This is a genomic window from Flavobacterium luteolum (assembly GCF_027111275.1).
Lineage (GTDB): Bacteria > Bacteroidota > Bacteroidia > Flavobacteriales > Flavobacteriaceae > Flavobacterium > Flavobacterium luteolum.
This window is the reverse complement of sequence record NZ_CP114286.1, coordinates 3,176,055-3,194,361: the sequence shown is the minus strand read 5'-3', so window position 1 is coordinate 3,194,361 and position 18,307 is coordinate 3,176,055. Positions and strand designations below refer to the sequence as shown.

The window sequence follows — 18,307 nt, the reverse complement described above, 5'->3', positions numbered from 1 at the left end:
AAGTCTTTAGATTTTTAGATTCCCGATTGCTCAGGATTACAAAGGTACAAATTATCTAATTATTTTTAAGCAACTCTAATCCGATGGCACACTTAAGACATGCCTTATGATCACAATATTCATTTTTAAGCTCTAGCAATCCCTGACTTTCAAATGCTGATTGAGGCTTTATTCCAAACGAATTAAACTTATCAATAATAGCATTTTTCTCAGAAGCCATTTCATTCATAAAATCAATCAAATCTTCGATTATTAATTCTCCTCTAATATTGGAATAAGCAAATTGAAGCGGAATTATAGTATTGATAATCAATAAATCTACAAATGATTTTGAAAGCATTTTGGATTTCTTTGGACTTTCTTTGTCAAACTGATAATGATTCTGCCAATAAGAACTTGCAGAAACACTCAATAGATGATATACTTCTTCAACAGATTTTAAATCAATTATTTTTGAAAACAGATTTTGATGTTTATAATATAAAGATGCTAATTGAGAAAGCCTTATTGTTGGAAAATTATCTGGACGGAGCTTAAAAAACTGAAGAGGATCTGTATAAGTCTTTTCTATTTGATATTTATGCCGTAAATAGAAATAGCGAAATTGTAAATCTTTATAATAAACATCCTCTTTCTCTGCTTCTAACAATCCTGAAGTTCCAAAAAGCAGCGCTTCTAGATTTTCGGCTTCAAAACTTTCTTTTCTTATTACTGAAAACGGAATTGCTTTTGAAATCTGCAGAAAGGAATTGCCATTGGTATTTAAACCGAAATTCCTTGCTAGAAGGCAAAATAAGACTGCTTCCCAATCCTGATTGGTTTCTTCCAATAATTGATAAATAAACGTAGATTTGCGCTCCAAACGCTCAAAAAACAGTCTTTCCTGCCAATTTTTAAAAACAAATCCATCAATTTCTCTCAATTGCCTTTCACAGGAAATCCATGTTTTTGGAGAAAGCAATGCATTATAATTTTCTATTATTTCCTTTGAGATATAATCTTTAAGAACCAAAACAGGAATCTCAGTATTATTCTCTCTAAAAATAGCTGTATCATTCTCCCATACTACATGAAGAATGACATTTTTATAAGCCGGGTCTTTTTCATGGTTATGCAAATACCAATCTGAAGATTTTAAATGGATCTCTACATTACCCGCCCATTTTTGGTTTCCGATTTCTATATTCGCATTAAAAAAGTCTGGCCCAGCAAGTTCTAAATAATCGCCAGTTTTAAGAATAGTAATTGGCTCACCTTGAGCAGATTTTAAATTCAAGCTGTCAAATTTCTTGAATCTCCATATATAATGAAGGAAGTCTTCTTTCATTTTAGATTTTATAATGAATTACAAAATCTAAAATAGTAAATTTTAATATTATTCTTACAAAGAAAAATAAAATTATTTTAACGAAGCATATACAATTTAGCACAGGCTCTTGCATCTGACAATGCTTCATGGTGATTGAGCTGAATATCCATTTCTCGACAGCAATCACTTAATTTGGTTGGTTTTATACCTTTTGCTTTGTAAATCTTCACCGTGCATTCCCATTTTGAAGCGATATTCAAATCATCATAATTTAAACCATGCAACAGCATTGTTTTCATTAAAACATTACGATCAAAGCTTTCATTATGCGCTACCACAACTCTATTTTTAAGCCTTCTTTCTATCTCAGGATATATCTGAAAGAACGATTTGGCATTAACAGTATCTTTAGGATAAATTCCGTGAACGCGAATTGTAAACGGATTATATACATTATTAGGAGGTTTAATTAAAGTTACATACTCGTCAACTATAATTCCGTTTTCGACTGTAACAATACCAACTGAGCATGGATGATATCCCGTTGCAGTTTCAAAATCAATAGCAGTAAAATTCATATTCTATTTTTAAAAGACAAATCCATAAATCCAATTGTTTTACAATAAGATTTATGGATTATAATTATTTATAAAGGCTTATTTTATTGAGCCAATAATATCATACTTAGTAATAATGTGATGGTGTCCGTTTCCTAAATCGACCAAAACAGCATCATTTTCTTTGCTGAAAAGTTTTGAAACTTCTTCGATTGGCGTTCCTAATTTTACGATTGGGAAAGGTTTCCCCATTACCTCTTTAATTGGTTTTTCGGCAACGTTTTTATCAGCAACATAACTTCTAAATAAATCAGTTTCATCTACAGAGCCCACAAATCCATTGATATCTACCACCGGAATCTGCGAAATTTTATATTTACGCATACGCTCAATTGCATGAGAAACCAATTCTTCTGTACGTACAACAATTAGTTCTTTATCGATATGATCTTTAATAACGTCTTCTGCTTTTGTTATATTTTCTTCTAAAAATCCACGTTCGCGCATCCAGTCATCGTTGAACATTTTACCTACATATCGACTTCCAGAATCGTGAAATAATACCACAACAACATCTTCTGGCTTAAAGTGCTCTTTCAACTGTAACAAGCCTTTTATACAAGCTCCTGCCGAATTTCCAACAAAAATACCTTCTTCAAGGGCAATCTTTCTGGTATAGACAGCTGCATCTTTATCGGTAACTTTTGTAAAACCATCAATTAAAGAAAAATCAACATTTTTTGGCAAAATATCTTCTCCGATACCTTCAGTAATATAAGAGTAGATTTCGTTCTCATCGAAGATTCCTGTTTCATGGTATTTTTTAAAAACTGAACCATAAGTATCGATTCCCCAGATTTTGATATTTGGGTTTTGCTCTTTCAAGTATTTTCCAACTCCAGAAATAGTTCCTCCCGTTCCAACTCCTACGACAAAATGTGTAATTTTTCCTTCCGTCTGTTTCCAGATTTCAGGTCCAGTCTGTTCGTAATGCGCCAACGAATTTGACATGTTATCGTACTGATTTACATACCAAGAATTTGGTGTTTCTTCTGCTAAACGTTTTGAAACAGAATAATAAGAACGTGGATCTGTAGGTTCAACATCTGTAGGGCAAACAACAACTTTTGCACCAACAGCGCGAAGGATATCCATTTTCTCTTTTGACTGTTTGTCTGAGATTACACAAATTAATTTGTATCCTTTTACGATTGCAACAAGTGCAAGGCCCATTCCTGTATTTCCAGAAGTTCCTTCTATAATAGTTCCTCCTGGTTTAAGTCGGCCATCTGCCTCTGCATCTTCAATCATTTTTACCGCCATTCTGTCTTTTACAGAATTACCAGGATTAAAGGTTTCGACTTTTGCCAATACTAACGCATCAATTTCAGCAACAATTTTGTTGAGTTTTACCAATGGCGTATTACCAATTGTTTCTAAAATGTTATTTGAAAAGTCCATTTTTATTTAAGTTTTATTAAGTGGTTCTAAATAAAAAACAAGCCAGTTTTATTGGAAGAAATTCCAAACCAGACCAAAACGCAACACAAAATCACGATACGGATTATGAGGCGCTGCATAATAGTTGCTTTGTGAAAATAAAGCATTAAAATGTTCCGCTTTTAAGTAAAAACGAGTCTGACGTATTCTGGCATTTACAAAGAAATCGAATGTTGCAAAACCTCCAATTTTCTTTTCCTGCTGTATAAAAAATTCTGCAATTACAGGGTTATAATCATCTCCGTAGTATTTTGTCATATAATTAAATACAAGCCCTGTTTGCATAAACAATGCTTTTTTAAAGAAATGATTTGAATAATAGAATGTATTTCTAGTTACAAAATCAGGCACATTTAAAATTAAATCTGACTGGTCTACTTTCTGATACAAAAGTGTATTATCTAGTGCAAAAGGTCCAAATTTAAACTCTCTGCTTGCTTTTATTTCTAGATAGTTAATCGCGTTACCGTACTGCATTGGCTTAACAATCTGCTCACTCGCCGCTTTTTCTGCAGTTGTGGCCATATCCGTAAAATACAAATGATCATTTAAAACCGTATACTGAACCTGCCCTGTTAACCAAGGCGTTGTAATCTCTGCGCTTAACGAATTAATTTTTTCGTTTTTAAAATTATTAGACCAATTGTAAGAAACCCAGCTACTTTGGTACAAATTATAATTGTTGTTTGGCAGTTTATTGATGTTGCGGTATCTAAAATCAAATTTGATTTTTTCGCTCATATCATATCGCAACTTAGCATCTAAATCTGAAAGCGATTCATTGGTTATTGATCTTGAATATAAAAATCGACCATTCCATTTGTTTTTCTGATATTCATACTGAGCACCGAAATTATTAAACTGTAAAAACAAATTATCTGGAACCGCATTTCCTGCAGCATCAACAATGATTCGGTTGTATTTATAATTGGATCTGTAATCGTCTATAAAAAATATAAATTTCCCTAAAAGCGAATTCTCATAAGCTGCTCCTACCTTATTATACAGCCTTTCATATTTTGTCTGATCGTTAATATTACTAGCTGCATAAGAGTCTCCAAATCGCTGTATACGTGTGGTAGATCCGTCGTTTGCAGTTATGGTTGAGATTACAGTTGGCTGCTTATATTCATAATCTTTATATTCGTAGTTAAACTGATGCGTTATGTATAAATTATTGCTTCCATCGGTTGGGTTCACTCTAAATGCGTGATCAAAAAACAATCTTCTTCCTTTTAAAAAGGATTCCGCATCAGTCAAATAAACCTGTAATCGCTGTCTATTTTTATAATCTTTATTATCACCTTCAAAATCAGCATCGTTTGTAATACCGCCATTTTCTTCATTCATTATATCCTGATTCGTAAAATGTGCGTTTATCGCATAACGCTTGTCGGTTGTCGCATAACTGGTTGTAATTCTTAAATTTCCAGCACTAACCAATTGGTTATTATAATCCCCTTCCGATCTTAGTCCTTTATAAGCAATAGAGAAATTAAGATTTTTAGAAGCATTTAATGTGATAAAAGAATCTACATTTTGTCCTTTTTTTATTGTTGTATTAAAAAACAACTCTGTAAAAGGTGTTGCAACAGAGTAATATCTAATTTGATCTGCCTGCATATAAATAGAGTGCTTTCCTTTAAAACCAATTTCAGGATAAGGCGAAAAGCTATTCAAACTATATTGAAGTGTATTTAATGGCTGTCCAATATTAGAAAACTCCTGAAGTCCGAAAAGATCTTTTCTTAGATGATTCTGTCTGTAAGCACTTTTAATAGTAAGTGAAGTATCAGCATAAATGGTATCGTGTTCTAAGGTCACAATTTTATACTGATCTATTGTAGCTATTTTTTGCTTTTTCTTTTTTACGGAATCATTAATACTCGAATATTCCGTATTCATATCTAAATTATTTTTTGGAGCAGTTTTTTTTTCTTGCGAAAACAATAAAGTTGGAACAACTAATAGATATAGAAAAATGAATATTCTCATTTGATGGCTTTATATAAATTTATTTTGACAAAATTTGCTAGGCAAAGGTAAGATAAAAACGTATAAACGAAAAAACATAATATATAATATAGGAGTAGAATCGTTTCGGTCTTTTGCAAACGAAAACCCCGTATACAAAAGTATACGGGGCTTTCAAAAAAAAATCAAAATATTTATTTTTCTTATCCCAAAACTGGGTATAATTTATTCTGAATCATCAACTTCATTGATATCAGGTATATTCTAAAGATTAGAATTTATCCCAGAACAATTTAGTATTTAACAAATCTCCACCAATATCAGAAGCTGCTTTAGTATAATTTGTTTTATTGATACTTGCTTCTGCACCTGGATAAGTATATCTAACAGGCACTGTGAAAATAAGTTTGTTTATAGCTGCTTGAGGCGCTTTTAAAACTGGGAAATCCAATCTTCTGTAAGATGTCCATGCTTCGTATCCTCTGTTATAAAGAGCAAACCATGCTTGAGTACCAATTTTTTCTTTATACGTTGCTCCACTTAATGGATTGTTATAATCTACTTTTGGGCTCGCGATATAAGCATCAATAGCAGCAGTATTAGTTACTCCCCAGTCTGCCATAGAAGCTCTAATACCAGCATCGTAGTATACCTTTGCTTGAGCAGAACCACCTGGGATTAAGCTTTTCTCTGCAGCTTCTGCCAATAAGAAATTCAACTCCGCAAAATCAAAGATAGTTCCAGGGAAAACTGGATTGTTTAATGTTGATGTTATTTGTGAGTAAGATGTATAAACATTTCCTGCACCATAAGTTCCACCAACAAATGTTCTTCCTGCAGGAATAACTGGAGCTGGAGAAGTTAGGTTAGTAAAATATTTAGGCATCCTTGGGTCACCACCTGGAACAATAGCGTCCATAGCAGAAACAAAAGGCTCCGCAGGAATAAAATCAAATCTCTGGCTAGTTACTAAATCAGCATACAATGGATTTTGGTTTCCTGATGTAGTTAAATAAGTCAATTTTGTATTATCAGTATTATTAGCCAAAGCACCAGAAGCAAGAGCTGCCTGAACTTGAGTAGTTGCATAAGCCGGATCAATATCAGACATATTAACCGCCATTCTAATGATCAATGAATTAGCAAATTTTGCCCATTTTGCAGTACTTGCAGCATTACCTGAATAGATAATATCTGCCGCACCAAAGTTAGCTGCTGCACTATTTGTTTTTAAGATTGCAACATCTGCAGTTAATCTTTTAATAAGATCCTGATAGATAGTTTTTGCATCATCATAAGCTGGCAAAGGATATTTCTGAATATCAATTGCTTGTGTGTAAGGAACATTTCCAAAAGTATCTACCAATACACTGTAAGCGTAAGCTTCCAAAATATCAATAAGCGCCAATTTATTTTGCTTAACTGCTTCGTCAGCAGGAGTCGCAGTAGCTGTTGCTGCAATCATAACTCTTGAATCGTGAAAATCAGCTAGAACGTCTCTGTACAGAACCAAAAAGTGTGTATCAGGAATTTTTCTGTTTGTAATGTTGTACTGGCTTTCATCAGGATAAGTGGTTTCTGTCCATTGTTGTGCAAATAATCTAAAAACATTATTATTCACACTAGTACTAACCATTTGATCGACTAGTTTTTTCTCTGCATTTGTAAACAAATATTCCGCTTTAGTAGATGTTGGTTTTTTCGGATCAACATTCATATCTGTAATGTCCTGGCTGCACGAAACCATCATACCCACCACAGACATTAATAAAAGTACTTTTTTCATGATTTAAAATTTTAATGTTAGGTTACAACCAATATTTCTTGTTGTCGGAAGTGAACCTCCTGAATAACCTGATGATAAGTTACCTGAACTTATACCACTTTCTGGATCTGCATCTGGAAGATTTTTACTGATGATCCATAAGTTAGATCCTACTAAAGAAAGACGTAAATCATTTAAACCTGCTTTAGCTATAAGTTGTTTAGGGAAGCTATAAGTAATACTTACTTCTCTTAATTTTACATAACTTGCATCATAAACAAATGCTTTTTGAGGATTATTATTGTAACCATAGATACTTCCTGCTACTTCAGGACTTGGTGTTCTTGTAGTATTAGGAGTTCCATCTTCATTTACTCCTGGTAAAATAACACCTCCACCATTTGCCAATGTATTTCTTACAGGATTTCCAAGCTCATTGTTTCCTGCTGTAGAACTAAATAATCCAGAGCTTTGTCCATAATATTGGTCAAGAGAGAAAATATCTCCTCCTTTTTGAATATCAATTAAGAAACCTAGAGAAACTTGTTTATAAGTAAATTTGTTACGGATACCACCAATCCAGTCTGGAGTAACATTACCAATTACATTAGTAGCGGTTGGAGTTTGTAAATACACTCCATTTTTAGTTACTCTTTGTCCATCTTTGTAGATATAATCTTTCCCAAGGATATCTCCATAGGCATGCCCTTTTGTACCAACAATACTAACACCTCCTTGGAATGTACCAATTGTTAAAACATCCACACCTTCTGTTAAAGCTACAACTGTATTTTCATTTTTAGACCAGTTTAGGTTAATATCCCACTGAAAATCTTTTGTTCTAAAAGGAGTTGCATTGAATATTACCTCAACACCTTTATTTTCTACTGATCCTGCGTTTATGAATCTAGAAGAGTTACCAGTGGCAGTAGAATAATCTACCGCAAAAATTTGATCTGCACTTAAACTTTTATAAACAGCTACATCAAAACCTAATCTTCTGTCAAAGAATTGCATCTCTAAACCAAGTTCTTTAGATGTAGTTTTTACAGGGTGTAAATCTGGGTTATTTGCAGTGTTTGGTCTTGAATAAAGTTGGTTTGAACCAAATGGGTTAAATTTAGTAAATACATCTTGCAATGCATAAGGCTCAATACTTCCTTGTGGATTCTCAGCATAACTAGCTCTTAATTTACCAAAAGTTAACCATGGTGCATTAATATGTTTTGTGAAAACGTAACTTCCAGAAACTGAGTACGTATTAACATCGTTATCATCTTGTGGCAACATCGAGAATGCATCATTACGTACTGTTCCTTCTAGATAAAGGAAATCTCTGAATCCTAGAGAAGCAGAAGCATAAACACTGTTCACAGCTGTATTGTCCTCAGTCTCAATTGGGAATGGAGAAGGATTTACTGAATTTGATAATGAATAGATTCCAGGAATAATTAATCCTCCATCTGTAGAAGCCAATGTAGATGTACGTCTAGTTCTTAAAGCATTGTACCCAACCAAACCTGTCAATGTGAAATCTTCAGTAAGTTTTTTATTGAAGTTTAATGTAAGCTGATAGTTTTGCTCAGAAAACATACCTGTATATTTTTGATATCCTGAACCAACAGCTAGACGGTTGATACCAAATGTACCCGCCAAAGATCCTACCGCTTTTCTCTCTTCACGCAATTCAGAATAACTATCTGTACTTATTTTTCCTGTAGCGTTTAACCAATCTGTAAATTTATAATCTAACTGACCATAACCGATAAAACGATTTCTTTCATCTGTTTGGTAATTTTTATATCTTGTAAAATACGGGTTATCCCAATATTTAGGATTTGTATTTCCATTAGCAGGATCTGCCATGTTCCATGAAATATTTTGTCCACCAGAATTTTGGAAAACTTCTTTCTGAGATTGAATATCTACGTTAGTTCCCCACCATTGACGGAATAAACCTGCTACGTTATCACCACCATAACCAGTAGCATTTCTACCTGTTGTAGTTTGAGCTAAATAATTTGCAAAAACACTTACAGATAATTTATCTGTCATTTTCTGATTGAATTTAATACTTGCATTATTTTTCTTCAATTCACTATTTGGCAAAATACCATTCTCTTTATAATTGTTGTAATTGATAACAAAGTTGCTTTTATCTGAACCACCTTCAAAAGAGATTGAGTTATTGAAGGTTTGAGCTGTTTGAAAAAATGTAATTGGTCCATTTTTAGCAGCTACCCAAGGAGATTTTTGTCCAAATTTTGAAGAATATGGAGTATAAGATTCCCAAGTATAAACAGAAAGATTTGGATCAAACGCAACACCGTAAGAAGCATCATCTGTAGTACTTACCACTTGGTTACCATTTTTATCTATAACAAAAAACGCACCTGTTGGTCCAACTGGAGTACCTTTTGGATTTCCTGCGGCATCATAAGTTGGTCCATAACCTTGTCCATATTTGCTTTGGTAATCAGGGAAAGTGTTTTTATCAACTGAACCAACCCCAAACTCACTTGATATAGTAACTCCCATACCTTTCTGAGCTTTCCCTTTTTTAGTAGTAATCATAATTACACCGTTACCAGCTTGAAACCCATATAAAGCAGATGCTGCAGCACCTTTCAATATATTTAATGTTTCAATATCATCAGGGTTAATATCCATACCCGCATTACCATAATCATAAGTATTACGTGCTCCAGAAGTCTGTGCTCCATTACTTGAATTTATATTCGAGTTATTAACAGGCATACCATCAATTACAATAAGCATTTGGTTATTTCCTGTAAGGTTTTTAACACCTCTTGAAACTGCGTTTGTAGATCCTCCAAAGTTGGTGTTTCTTCTAATTTGCACCCCAGCAGATTTACCAGAAAGATCATTAATAAAGTTAGCACCTGTAGTACCACCAACTAAATCTTCTCCTTTTATTTCCTGAGTAGTATATCCAAGAGCTTTTTTCTCTCTCTTAATACCAAGGGCTGTAACCACAACACTTTCTAACTCTGTAGTATTGCTAGTTAATTTTACACTTAAAGATGTAGAACTAGCTGCAACTTCTTGCGTTTTCATTCCAATGTAAGTAAAAATCAAGACTTCGCTTGACGATGCTTTGATAGAGAATTTTCCATCAAAATCTGTTTGCGTTCCGCTTTTAGTTCCTTTAACTAATACACTCACACCCGGAAGAGGCAATCCTGCATTATCGGAAACCACACCCGAAACAGTTCTTTCTTGCGCAAAGGTTAGTTGCGTAATCAGCGCCACCAGAAGCACTAAGAATCCATTTAACTTTAGTTTCATTTTTAAAAATTTTGAATTAGTAAGTCGCAAACATCTTAATATTTTCTTAAAGCAACAACCCGATTTTCGGTTAACACATAACTATTTTTTAATATTTTTTTAACATCTGATTATTCAAAAACATTTAATTATCACAAAACTAACACTATACACAATTTTATTCATAAAATACTGTAATTTTATCAATGAACATATTAACATTTATTTAACATTTAAAGCAGGAATAACCTCAATAAAAAGACAAAAAAAAACAAAAATCAAATAAGTAATACCTTACATATTTATCAAATAAATAAAACATTCTGCATTGAAAATGTTTTATTTGACAAATTTTCACTCTATACTTACTTATCGATTTGTAATAAATTGTAAATCAATTCCTCCAAGTTTCGCCAAACTCTTTTAAAATCAATTTTCTAAAAATTCATAATTATATACTTTGCAAAAAAAATCATAAAACTCAAGCGTTTTCTCCTGTTTTTATTAAAGACTACCGCTTTTTAGTCAATTTAAAAAATCACCGAATTTGATCAATTTTAACTTGCCATATAACCATTCCAAAAGACACAAATTTTCATAGGTTGTGATTTGAGTCCATTAATGATTTTTAGGAAAAAAAGCACCATATTTGCTTTTTAAAAAATCTAAAAAATGCTCGAAAAAAATTTCTCAGGATTTGTTTTAGAAACTGGAACTGATGAAGCCGGCAGAGGATGTTTGGCTGGACCAGTTACTGCTGCTGCTATAATTTTACCCGAACATTTTGAAAATAAAATTCTAAATGACAGTAAGCAATTGTCTGAGAAAACTAGAGCACTTTTAAGACCTATTATCGAAGAGGAGGCCGTTTGTTTTGCCGTTACACATTTATTCCCGGATGAGATAGACGAAATAAACATTCTAAATGCATCAATGAAAGGAATGCAAGAATGTATTTTAAAATTAAAACATGTTCCTGAATATATTATTGTTGACGGAAATCGCTCTTTAAACGCTAAACTAGGGCTTAAAAATACTTTTGGGAAACAGTTTACTCAAGATGAAATTGCGCTTCTAAAATCGATTCCTAATCAAAGTATTATAAAGGGAGATGGAAAGTACCTAAGCATTGCTGCTGCATCTGTTTTGGCAAAAACATATCGTGACGAATATATGGACCAAATTCATGAAGAATTTCCGATGTACAACTGGAAAAAAAATAAAGGATATCCTACCAAAGAACATCGTGAGGCAATTAAAGAATTTGGAACTACAAAATATCATAGAATGAGTTTTAGGCTTTTGCCTGAGCAATTAGAACTCGATTTGTTTTAATAAAAAACGACCTATTTCTAGGTCGTTTTTTATTACTTTTTGCTTTTTAAAAACTCGGCAAATGTTTTTGTGTCATAGTAAAAAGGTCTTACAGAAGTAATTTTACCATCCCTTAAGTCGAAATGTTCTGAAATCGGAACAGACATCGTTTTGCCTGATTTTTTAGATTTACAGCTTATTGTAAAATAAATAATTACTTCATTTTTAGACTCATCACTAAAATAAGTCGGTTCTTTTTCTATCTGCAAATCAAAAAATTCTGTCGATTTGGCAAACATTTTTGTCCATTCACTAAAACCTGTATATGTTCCTCCATAGGGTAAACCAATAGCCTGATTGTAAACCGCACCGTCTGCCACAACAGTAGCCAATGCATCAAAATCTCTTGTTTTAAAAAGACTTTCGTAATATTTTGCTACAACTTTTAAATTATCAGCTTCTAGATTTTTTAAAATATCAGCTTCAGACAAAGTCGCTCCTTTATCCCAAAAACCAATAATTTTACTTACCTGACCTTTACCATTTAAACGTGCAAAGTCACGCCCGGCCATTGTAAGATTGTTTTTAGAATCGAGAACTTTCCATTCCCAGGTTACATAATTGTCTTTTACAATTTTGGGTCCCGATGTTAATACCGCATCTGGATTTTTCTTGTAAAATTCATTGATAACATTATTAAACGCTGCGATTCCTTTTATAGAGGCCGAAGGATCTTCAAAAGTACTATCTTCTAACCAAATCGATTTAATCATCTTTAATCTGGTATCGCTGTTTTTTTCCTGCCACACCTTTTCGTAAACTGCGATTGGATATAGTTTATCTTTCTTTTGGGCAAAAAGACCATTAAGCGCAAAAAGTAAACAGAATAAGTAGATTTTTCTCATAAGCAATCAGGAATAAAATGAAATTTAAATTTAATAGCATAAAACCAAATTTAGCATAAATAGCTAAGAGAATTACAAGAAGTCTAGAATTTGCCATCCCTTCAAAATCTTAGCTTTTGAGAAATGGTTTTTCAGTTTTTTGAATATAAATTTAAGAAAAAAACGGTTTCTATTTAAAAAATAAGCTTCAAATCCTGATTCAAGACCTCTATGATTATGCACAAATACAGTCTAATTTATCCCTCAAAATAAAAACCCGTTTCAAACAGAATGTCTGAAACGGGTTTTAATATTATTAGCAGTTTTTAAACAAATTCAGCTTCGAACAGCTCAGTTAAATGTTTGATAATTTTAGATTTCACCTCTTCTTCATCTACTTTCTCTACACCAAGTTCTACGTTTAAAGAAGTAACTCCTTTTCCGCGAATGCCACATGGAATAATATTATCAAAATAACCCAAATCGACATTTGCATTTAGCGCAAAACCGTGCATCGTAACCCAACGTGAAGCGCGAACACCCATTGCACAAATCTTACGGGCAAACGGAGTTCCTGCACCAAGCCAAACACCAGTTTCCCCTTCACTTCTACCCGATTCTAAACCATATTCTGCCAAAGTCAAAATAATTGATTCTTCTAGCAAACGAAGGTATTTATGAATATCGGTAAAGAAATTTTCTAAATCAAGAATCGGATAACCTACAATCTGTCCAGGTCCATGATACGTAATATCGCCACCACGATTGATTTTATAAAAAGTAGCGCCTTTGGCTTCTAACTGTTTTTCATTTAATAATAGATTCTCGAGATCACCGCTTTTTCCTAAAGTATAAACATGAGGATGCTCAACAAAAAGTAAATAATTTGGTGTTGACAGATCTAATTCTTCTCTTCTGTTTTTGATTTTTAAATCGACTACGTCTTTGAAAAGTTCTTCCTGATATTCCCAAGTCGTTTTATAGTCTTTCTTGCCCAGATCCTGAAGTTGGATTTTTTTGTTCATTTTAATTATTTTTCAAACTCAACATCAAAGTTCAGTTTGTCGGGATTCTCCATATAATCCGTAAAAGAGTATTGAATTGTAATTGATTTTCGATCGTCGCTAAACAAAGCACTTGGATTAGAGACTTTCCTAATCTTTTTTGGAAAATGATATTTTACAATATAGCTAGAAGAAGCAAACATCATTTTTGTCATATCTGCAACTGTATCTTTTGCTTTTGCTGCCAATTTTTGTTGATCAATTACTGCTTTTCTTGTAAATTTCTTTCCGTCATAAGTATAACTTAATTTACTGCCGTTATCCCCTACACCGCTTCCAAGAGGTGTGCTTGCGCCTCCTTCTATTTTTTGAAGCGTCCTTAAAGTCTGTAAAACGTCCTGAAGTTCATTCACGTTTTTAAAATCAGTTCCTAAAGTCATTAAAAACTGCTTTTTTTCTGAACTCATCTTAGTCGACACAACGAAGTTTTCTAGTTTTTTCAGTTCTTTCTGCGCTTCTGGAGACAACTTAGCAATGCTATCTTTTTTCTCTTCAAATACTTGTTTGAAAGTAAAAGTAGTATCTATATCTTTCTTAGCACTTTCTCCCATCTGACCAGCAATTTGATCTCCAGCCATTTCCATTAAGGCTGAACCATCCATATCTACCGAAAATTTTCCAGTTCCATTATCGTTGATATAAATGTTTTCAGTAAAAGTACAGCTGGTTAACGTGGCTATTAAAAAAGAAAAACTAAGTAATTTATATAATTTCATCGCAGTATATTTTTATCAAAGATACGAAGACTATTTTTAAAAATGCATTTTATTGAAAGCTTCCAATTATTGCTCAAATTCGACTTTGAAACCAAAATCTACACTGCTTTCCTGCATATTATCTAAGGGAATTTCTACAGTAAAACTTTTACGATCTGACGCTATTACAGCATTCTTTATCGAAACAGTTTTAATCTTTTTAGGAAACTGATATTCAGCAATGTACTTACACTCTTTAAGCATTTCATCCATCTTTTTTGAGAACGGATCATCGCTTTTTTCTTTCTTAGGTTCTTTTTTCTTTTTAAGTTTCTTATCGTCTTTAGAAGGTGTTACTGATTTAATAAAAACCTTGCCATCATAAAAAATGGTGGTATTAGATTTTTCTTCAGGTTTTGGAGCAGCACTTAACGCTCCTAATCTTTTTTTATCAGTAGCAGCCAGCGCTTCTAAACTTTCGGCAGGTGTTGCAATAGTTTTAAAATCTGTTCCGCTAGGAAAATCAATTGACATGGTATATTCGAATTGCTTTTTCTCGTCGTTTACTTTCATGCTAACTTTAAAATTCTCCAAAATTTTAAGCTTCTCTTTTTCTTTCTCCAGCATCGCAATTTTTTCTTTATCTGCATCTGGCAATTTAGAAATACTGTCACTTAACTTGTTAAGCATATCTTTAAAGGTAAAAGTAGTGTCCACGACTTTGTTGACTTTAGTCGAATCACTTTTTTTCATTCCCATTTTATACATCGGAGACATATCAAAACCGTACGAAAAAGTGCCAGAACCATCTTCGTTCATAGTCATCTTTTCCTTAAGGATACAGCTCGTAAAACAAAATGCAATAAAAAAGCAAAGTAGAATTCTTTTCATAATTTAGGTTTAAGTTATGCAAGCGAAGATACTTTCTTTTAAAAAATTTTTGAAGTTTTTATTCTAAAACTACTTCTAGATTTGTCATTTCAGGATTTCCATAAAAAGCAGAAAGCGGAAATTCTATAATCAGCCCTTTTTTATCGGAACTAATTAAAGCTTTAGGATTAGAAACGGATTTTATATTTTTTGGAAAATGGTATTTCAAATTATAGGTTTGCATTAAACTTGAATTACCGTATCGCTCTAAAAATTTCTCAGATTCTTGTTTCGCTTTTTCTAATTCCTCTTTATTTATAATTACCACTGATCGTTTAAAAACTTTTCCATCAAAATCATATCCAATTCTATAATAATGATTTTCTGCTGTGAGAGCATAATTATGCTGAATATCTGATGCGTAATTTTCGGTTTTATATAAATCGGGAATTTCTGAAACTGTTTTAAAATGAAGTGAAAGTTCGTTTTTATATTCTTTTTCAAAAGAGCTCTTTTTTAAATGTACTTTTACTTTTGCATATTTTTGAAATAACTGCTGCTCTTCTGCTTTATACTTTACGAAGTTTTCGTTGTATTTATTGATATAATCTTGAAAGATATAGGTTGTATCTTGAAAAACGTTTTCTTTAGAATACTCTTCTCCTGCTATTTGCATATAACTGTTTTCGTCTCGAATCTGTTCTATTTCTATGGTACCACTTCCGTCTGAATTTATGGTAATTGTTTCGGTAATTTGACAGCTTGCAAAGAAAAACAGAATTAATAAGCTTAATAAATATTTCATTTTTTTTGAGAAGATTCTGAGATTGTGAGTTGCTAATATAGTGCATTTTTTTTATTTAATTTCTTACAAAATAAAGGTCTTATAAAAACAAAATGGTGCAATCTAGCCCCGATAGAAGCGGTATCCTTTTTCTTTTGCCATGGCGAGGAAAAGATACAAGCGGATAGCAGGACTAAAGTTGATTGAAACCCAATAAATTGCTGCTTCAAAAAATCTAAAAACTGCATTAAAAAATCTACATTCTTTTGTTTATCTTTGCACACTTAAAAAACAGAGCACAAAATGGCATTATCAGAACAAGAAATCATCAGAAGAGAAAAACTTCAAAACTTACGCAATCTGGGAATCAATCCTTATCCAGCTAATCTTTTTCCTGTAAATCATACTTCGAAGCAGATAAAGGAAACTTTTGAGGAAGGTAAGAAGGTTATCGTTGCTGGACGTTTGATGAGTGTTCGTGATCAGGGTAAAGCTTGTTTTGCTGAATTACAAGACAGCGAAGGTCGTATTCAATTGTACGTAAATCGCGATGTTTTATGCGAGGGTGACGACAAAACTTTATACAACCAAGTATTTAAAAAATTAACCGATTTAGGTGATTTTATTGGTATTGAAGGTGAATTATTCACTACGCAAGTTGGTGCAAAATGTATTCGCGCAACTGGTTTTACTTTCTTGAGCAAAACATTACGTCCGTTACCTTTACCAAAAGTTGACGAAGAAGGAAATGTTCACGATGCTTTCAACGACGCTGAATTGCGTTACAGAATGCGTTATGTAGATTTAACTGTAAATCCACAAGTTAAAGAAACTTTTATTAAACGTACTAAATTGTTCAGTGCGATGCGTGGTTATTTCAACGATGCTGGATATCTGGAAGTTGATACTCCGGTTTTGCAGTCAATTCCTGGTGGAGCTTCAGCAAGACCATTTATTACGCACCATAACTCGCTTGATATTCCGCTTTACATGCGTATTGCGAATGAATTATACTTAAAAAGATTAATTGTTGGTGGATTTGAAGGTGTTTATGAGTTTTCTAGAAACTTCCGTAACGAAGGGATGGACAGAACGCATAATCCTGAGTTTACTGCAATGGAAATATATGTAGCCTATAAAGACTACAATTGGATGATGGAATTTGCTGAAGGTTTATTGGAGCATTGCGCAATTGCTGTAAATGGTACAAGCGAAGTTACTTTTGGCGAACACAAAATCAACTTTAAAGCACCTTACGCCCGTGTTACAATGACAGATTCTATCAAACATTTTACTGGTTTTGATATCTCTGGGAAAACAGAACAAGAATTGTTTGAAGCGGCAAGAGGAATGGGAATCGAGGTTGACGAAACAATGGGTAAAGGAAAATTGATTGATGAGATTTTTGGAGCAAAATGTGAAGGAAATTATATTCAGCCAACTTTCATTACAGATTATCCAAAAGAAATGTCACCGCTTTGTAAAGAGCACCGCGATAATCCAGATTTGACTGAGCGTTTTGAATTAATGGTTTGCGGAAAAGAAATCGCAAATGCGTATTCTGAATTAAATGACCCAATTGATCAACGTGAGCGTTTTGAAGATCAAATGCGCTTGGCTGCAAAAGGTGATGATGAAGCAAACGGAATTATCGACGAGGATTTCTTAAGAGCTCTTGAGTACGGTATGCCTCCTACTTCTGGAATGGGAATTGGAATGGACCGTTTGATTATGTATTTAACAAACAATGCTTCTATTCAAGAAGTTTTATTGTTCCCTCAAATGCGTCCTGAGAAAAAACAAGCTCAAATCGAACTTTCTGACGAAGAAAAATTCATCATTGACTTGCTTACCAAAAATGAAAATAGAATGGATTTAACGCAGCTAAAAATTACAGCTAACTTAAGCGGTAAAAAATGGGATGCTTCTATGAAAAACTTATCTAGACACGGTTTGACTAAAGTTGTCGTTGACGGCGAGTTTAAATTTGTAGAATTGGTGGGCTAAATTTTAAAAAATCCAATTTTGGAAATTCCAAATTGATTTACATACTTCAAACCCGACAGGTTTTAAAAACCTGTCGGGTTTATTTTTTTTTAACGAATACTTCTTCCCATCAATATTTTAAAGCCAAAATCAAAATTGCGATTAAAAAACTGAAAAACAATACGTTACTTCCTTTAAATTCTTTTACAAGAAAATACTTTCACAATCCTAGCTATAACATTCAAAAACAAAACAAAATTCGGTTGGCATTGAATATGCAATTGATTTTGTTTTTGCTTTTTTTTAGCAAACAAATT

General features: G+C 33.0%; 13 protein-coding genes. 2 read left to right on the top strand and 11 right to left on the bottom strand.

The genetic code is table 11. The features are described from left to right. Nucleotides 1-55 precede the first annotated feature (55 nt). From OZP10_RS13735 to OZP10_RS13710, 6 genes are all read right to left on the bottom strand, one after another. Nucleotides 56-1,327, bottom strand: a complete 1,272-nt coding sequence (locus tag OZP10_RS13735; RefSeq protein ID WP_281631386.1) for a DUF2851 family protein — start codon at nt 1,325-1,327, stop codon at nt 56-58. A gap of 77 nt (nt 1,328-1,404) precedes the next feature. Beyond that, entirely contained in the window at nt 1,405-1,887 is a 483-nt protein-coding gene (locus OZP10_RS13730; protein ID WP_281631385.1) for a 3'-5' exonuclease, read from the bottom strand. Nucleotides 1,888-1,965: 78 nt separating this feature from the next. Then, nucleotides 1,966-3,327, bottom strand: a complete 1,362-nt coding sequence (locus OZP10_RS13725) for a pyridoxal-phosphate dependent enzyme (protein ID WP_281631384.1) — start codon at nt 3,325-3,327, stop codon at nt 1,966-1,968. 48 nt (nt 3,328-3,375) lie between these two features. Further along, on the bottom strand, nt 3,376-5,361 hold the full coding sequence (locus OZP10_RS13720; RefSeq protein WP_281631383.1) for a putative porin: 1,986 nt from the start codon (nt 5,359-5,361) through the stop codon (nt 3,376-3,378). A gap of 250 nt (nt 5,362-5,611) precedes the next feature. Further along, a complete protein-coding gene (locus OZP10_RS13715) occupies nt 5,612-7,126 on the bottom strand; it encodes a SusD/RagB family nutrient-binding outer membrane lipoprotein (protein WP_281631382.1) in 1,515 nt (504 codons plus the stop codon). A 3-nt stretch (nt 7,127-7,129) separates the two neighbouring features. Continuing rightward, nucleotides 7,130-10,414 carry a SusC/RagA family TonB-linked outer membrane protein gene (locus OZP10_RS13710; RefSeq protein WP_281631381.1) on the bottom strand — a complete coding sequence of 1,095 codons (3,285 nt, stop codon included), beginning with the start codon at nt 10,412-10,414 and terminating at the stop codon, nt 7,130-7,132. Nucleotides 10,415-11,065: 651 nt separating this feature from the next. Between OZP10_RS13710 and rnhB the strand changes: the two genes are divergently transcribed. Next, entirely contained in the window at nt 11,066-11,728 is a 663-nt protein-coding gene (gene rnhB / locus OZP10_RS13705; RefSeq protein WP_281631380.1) for a ribonuclease HII, read from the top strand. A 32-nt stretch (nt 11,729-11,760) separates the two neighbouring features. On the opposite strand, the gene OZP10_RS13700 is transcribed toward rnhB, so the two are convergent. From OZP10_RS13700 to OZP10_RS13680, 5 genes are all read right to left on the bottom strand, one after another. Further along, complete coding sequence (locus OZP10_RS13700) at nt 11,761-12,612, bottom strand: nuclear transport factor 2 family protein (RefSeq protein WP_281631379.1); 852 nt, start codon at nt 12,610-12,612, stop codon at nt 11,761-11,763. 305 nt (nt 12,613-12,917) lie between these two features. Beyond that, nucleotides 12,918-13,616 carry a lipoyl(octanoyl) transferase LipB gene (gene lipB, locus OZP10_RS13695; RefSeq protein ID WP_281631378.1) on the bottom strand — a complete coding sequence of 233 codons (699 nt, stop codon included), beginning with the start codon at nt 13,614-13,616 and terminating at the stop codon, nt 12,918-12,920. A gap of 5 nt (nt 13,617-13,621) precedes the next feature. After that, nucleotides 13,622-14,371, bottom strand: coding sequence for a hypothetical protein (locus OZP10_RS13690; protein ID WP_281631377.1), 750 nt, complete (start codon nt 14,369-14,371; stop codon nt 13,622-13,624). Between the two features lie 66 nt (nt 14,372-14,437). Then, complete coding sequence (locus tag OZP10_RS13685; protein ID WP_281631376.1) at nt 14,438-15,241, bottom strand: hypothetical protein; 804 nt, start codon at nt 15,239-15,241, stop codon at nt 14,438-14,440. 58 nt (nt 15,242-15,299) lie between these two features. Beyond that, nucleotides 15,300-16,025: a hypothetical protein gene (locus OZP10_RS13680; protein WP_281631375.1), complete on the bottom strand. Its 726-nt coding sequence runs from the start codon at nt 16,023-16,025 to the stop codon at nt 15,300-15,302. Between the two features lie 282 nt (nt 16,026-16,307). On the opposite strand from OZP10_RS13680, the gene lysS reads away from it, so the two are divergent. Continuing rightward, the gene (gene lysS / locus OZP10_RS13675) at nt 16,308-18,011 is read left to right on the top strand and encodes a lysine--tRNA ligase (protein ID WP_281631374.1); all 1,704 of its coding nucleotides are present in this window, start codon (nt 16,308-16,310) and stop codon (nt 18,009-18,011) included. Nucleotides 18,012-18,307 lie beyond the last annotated feature (296 nt).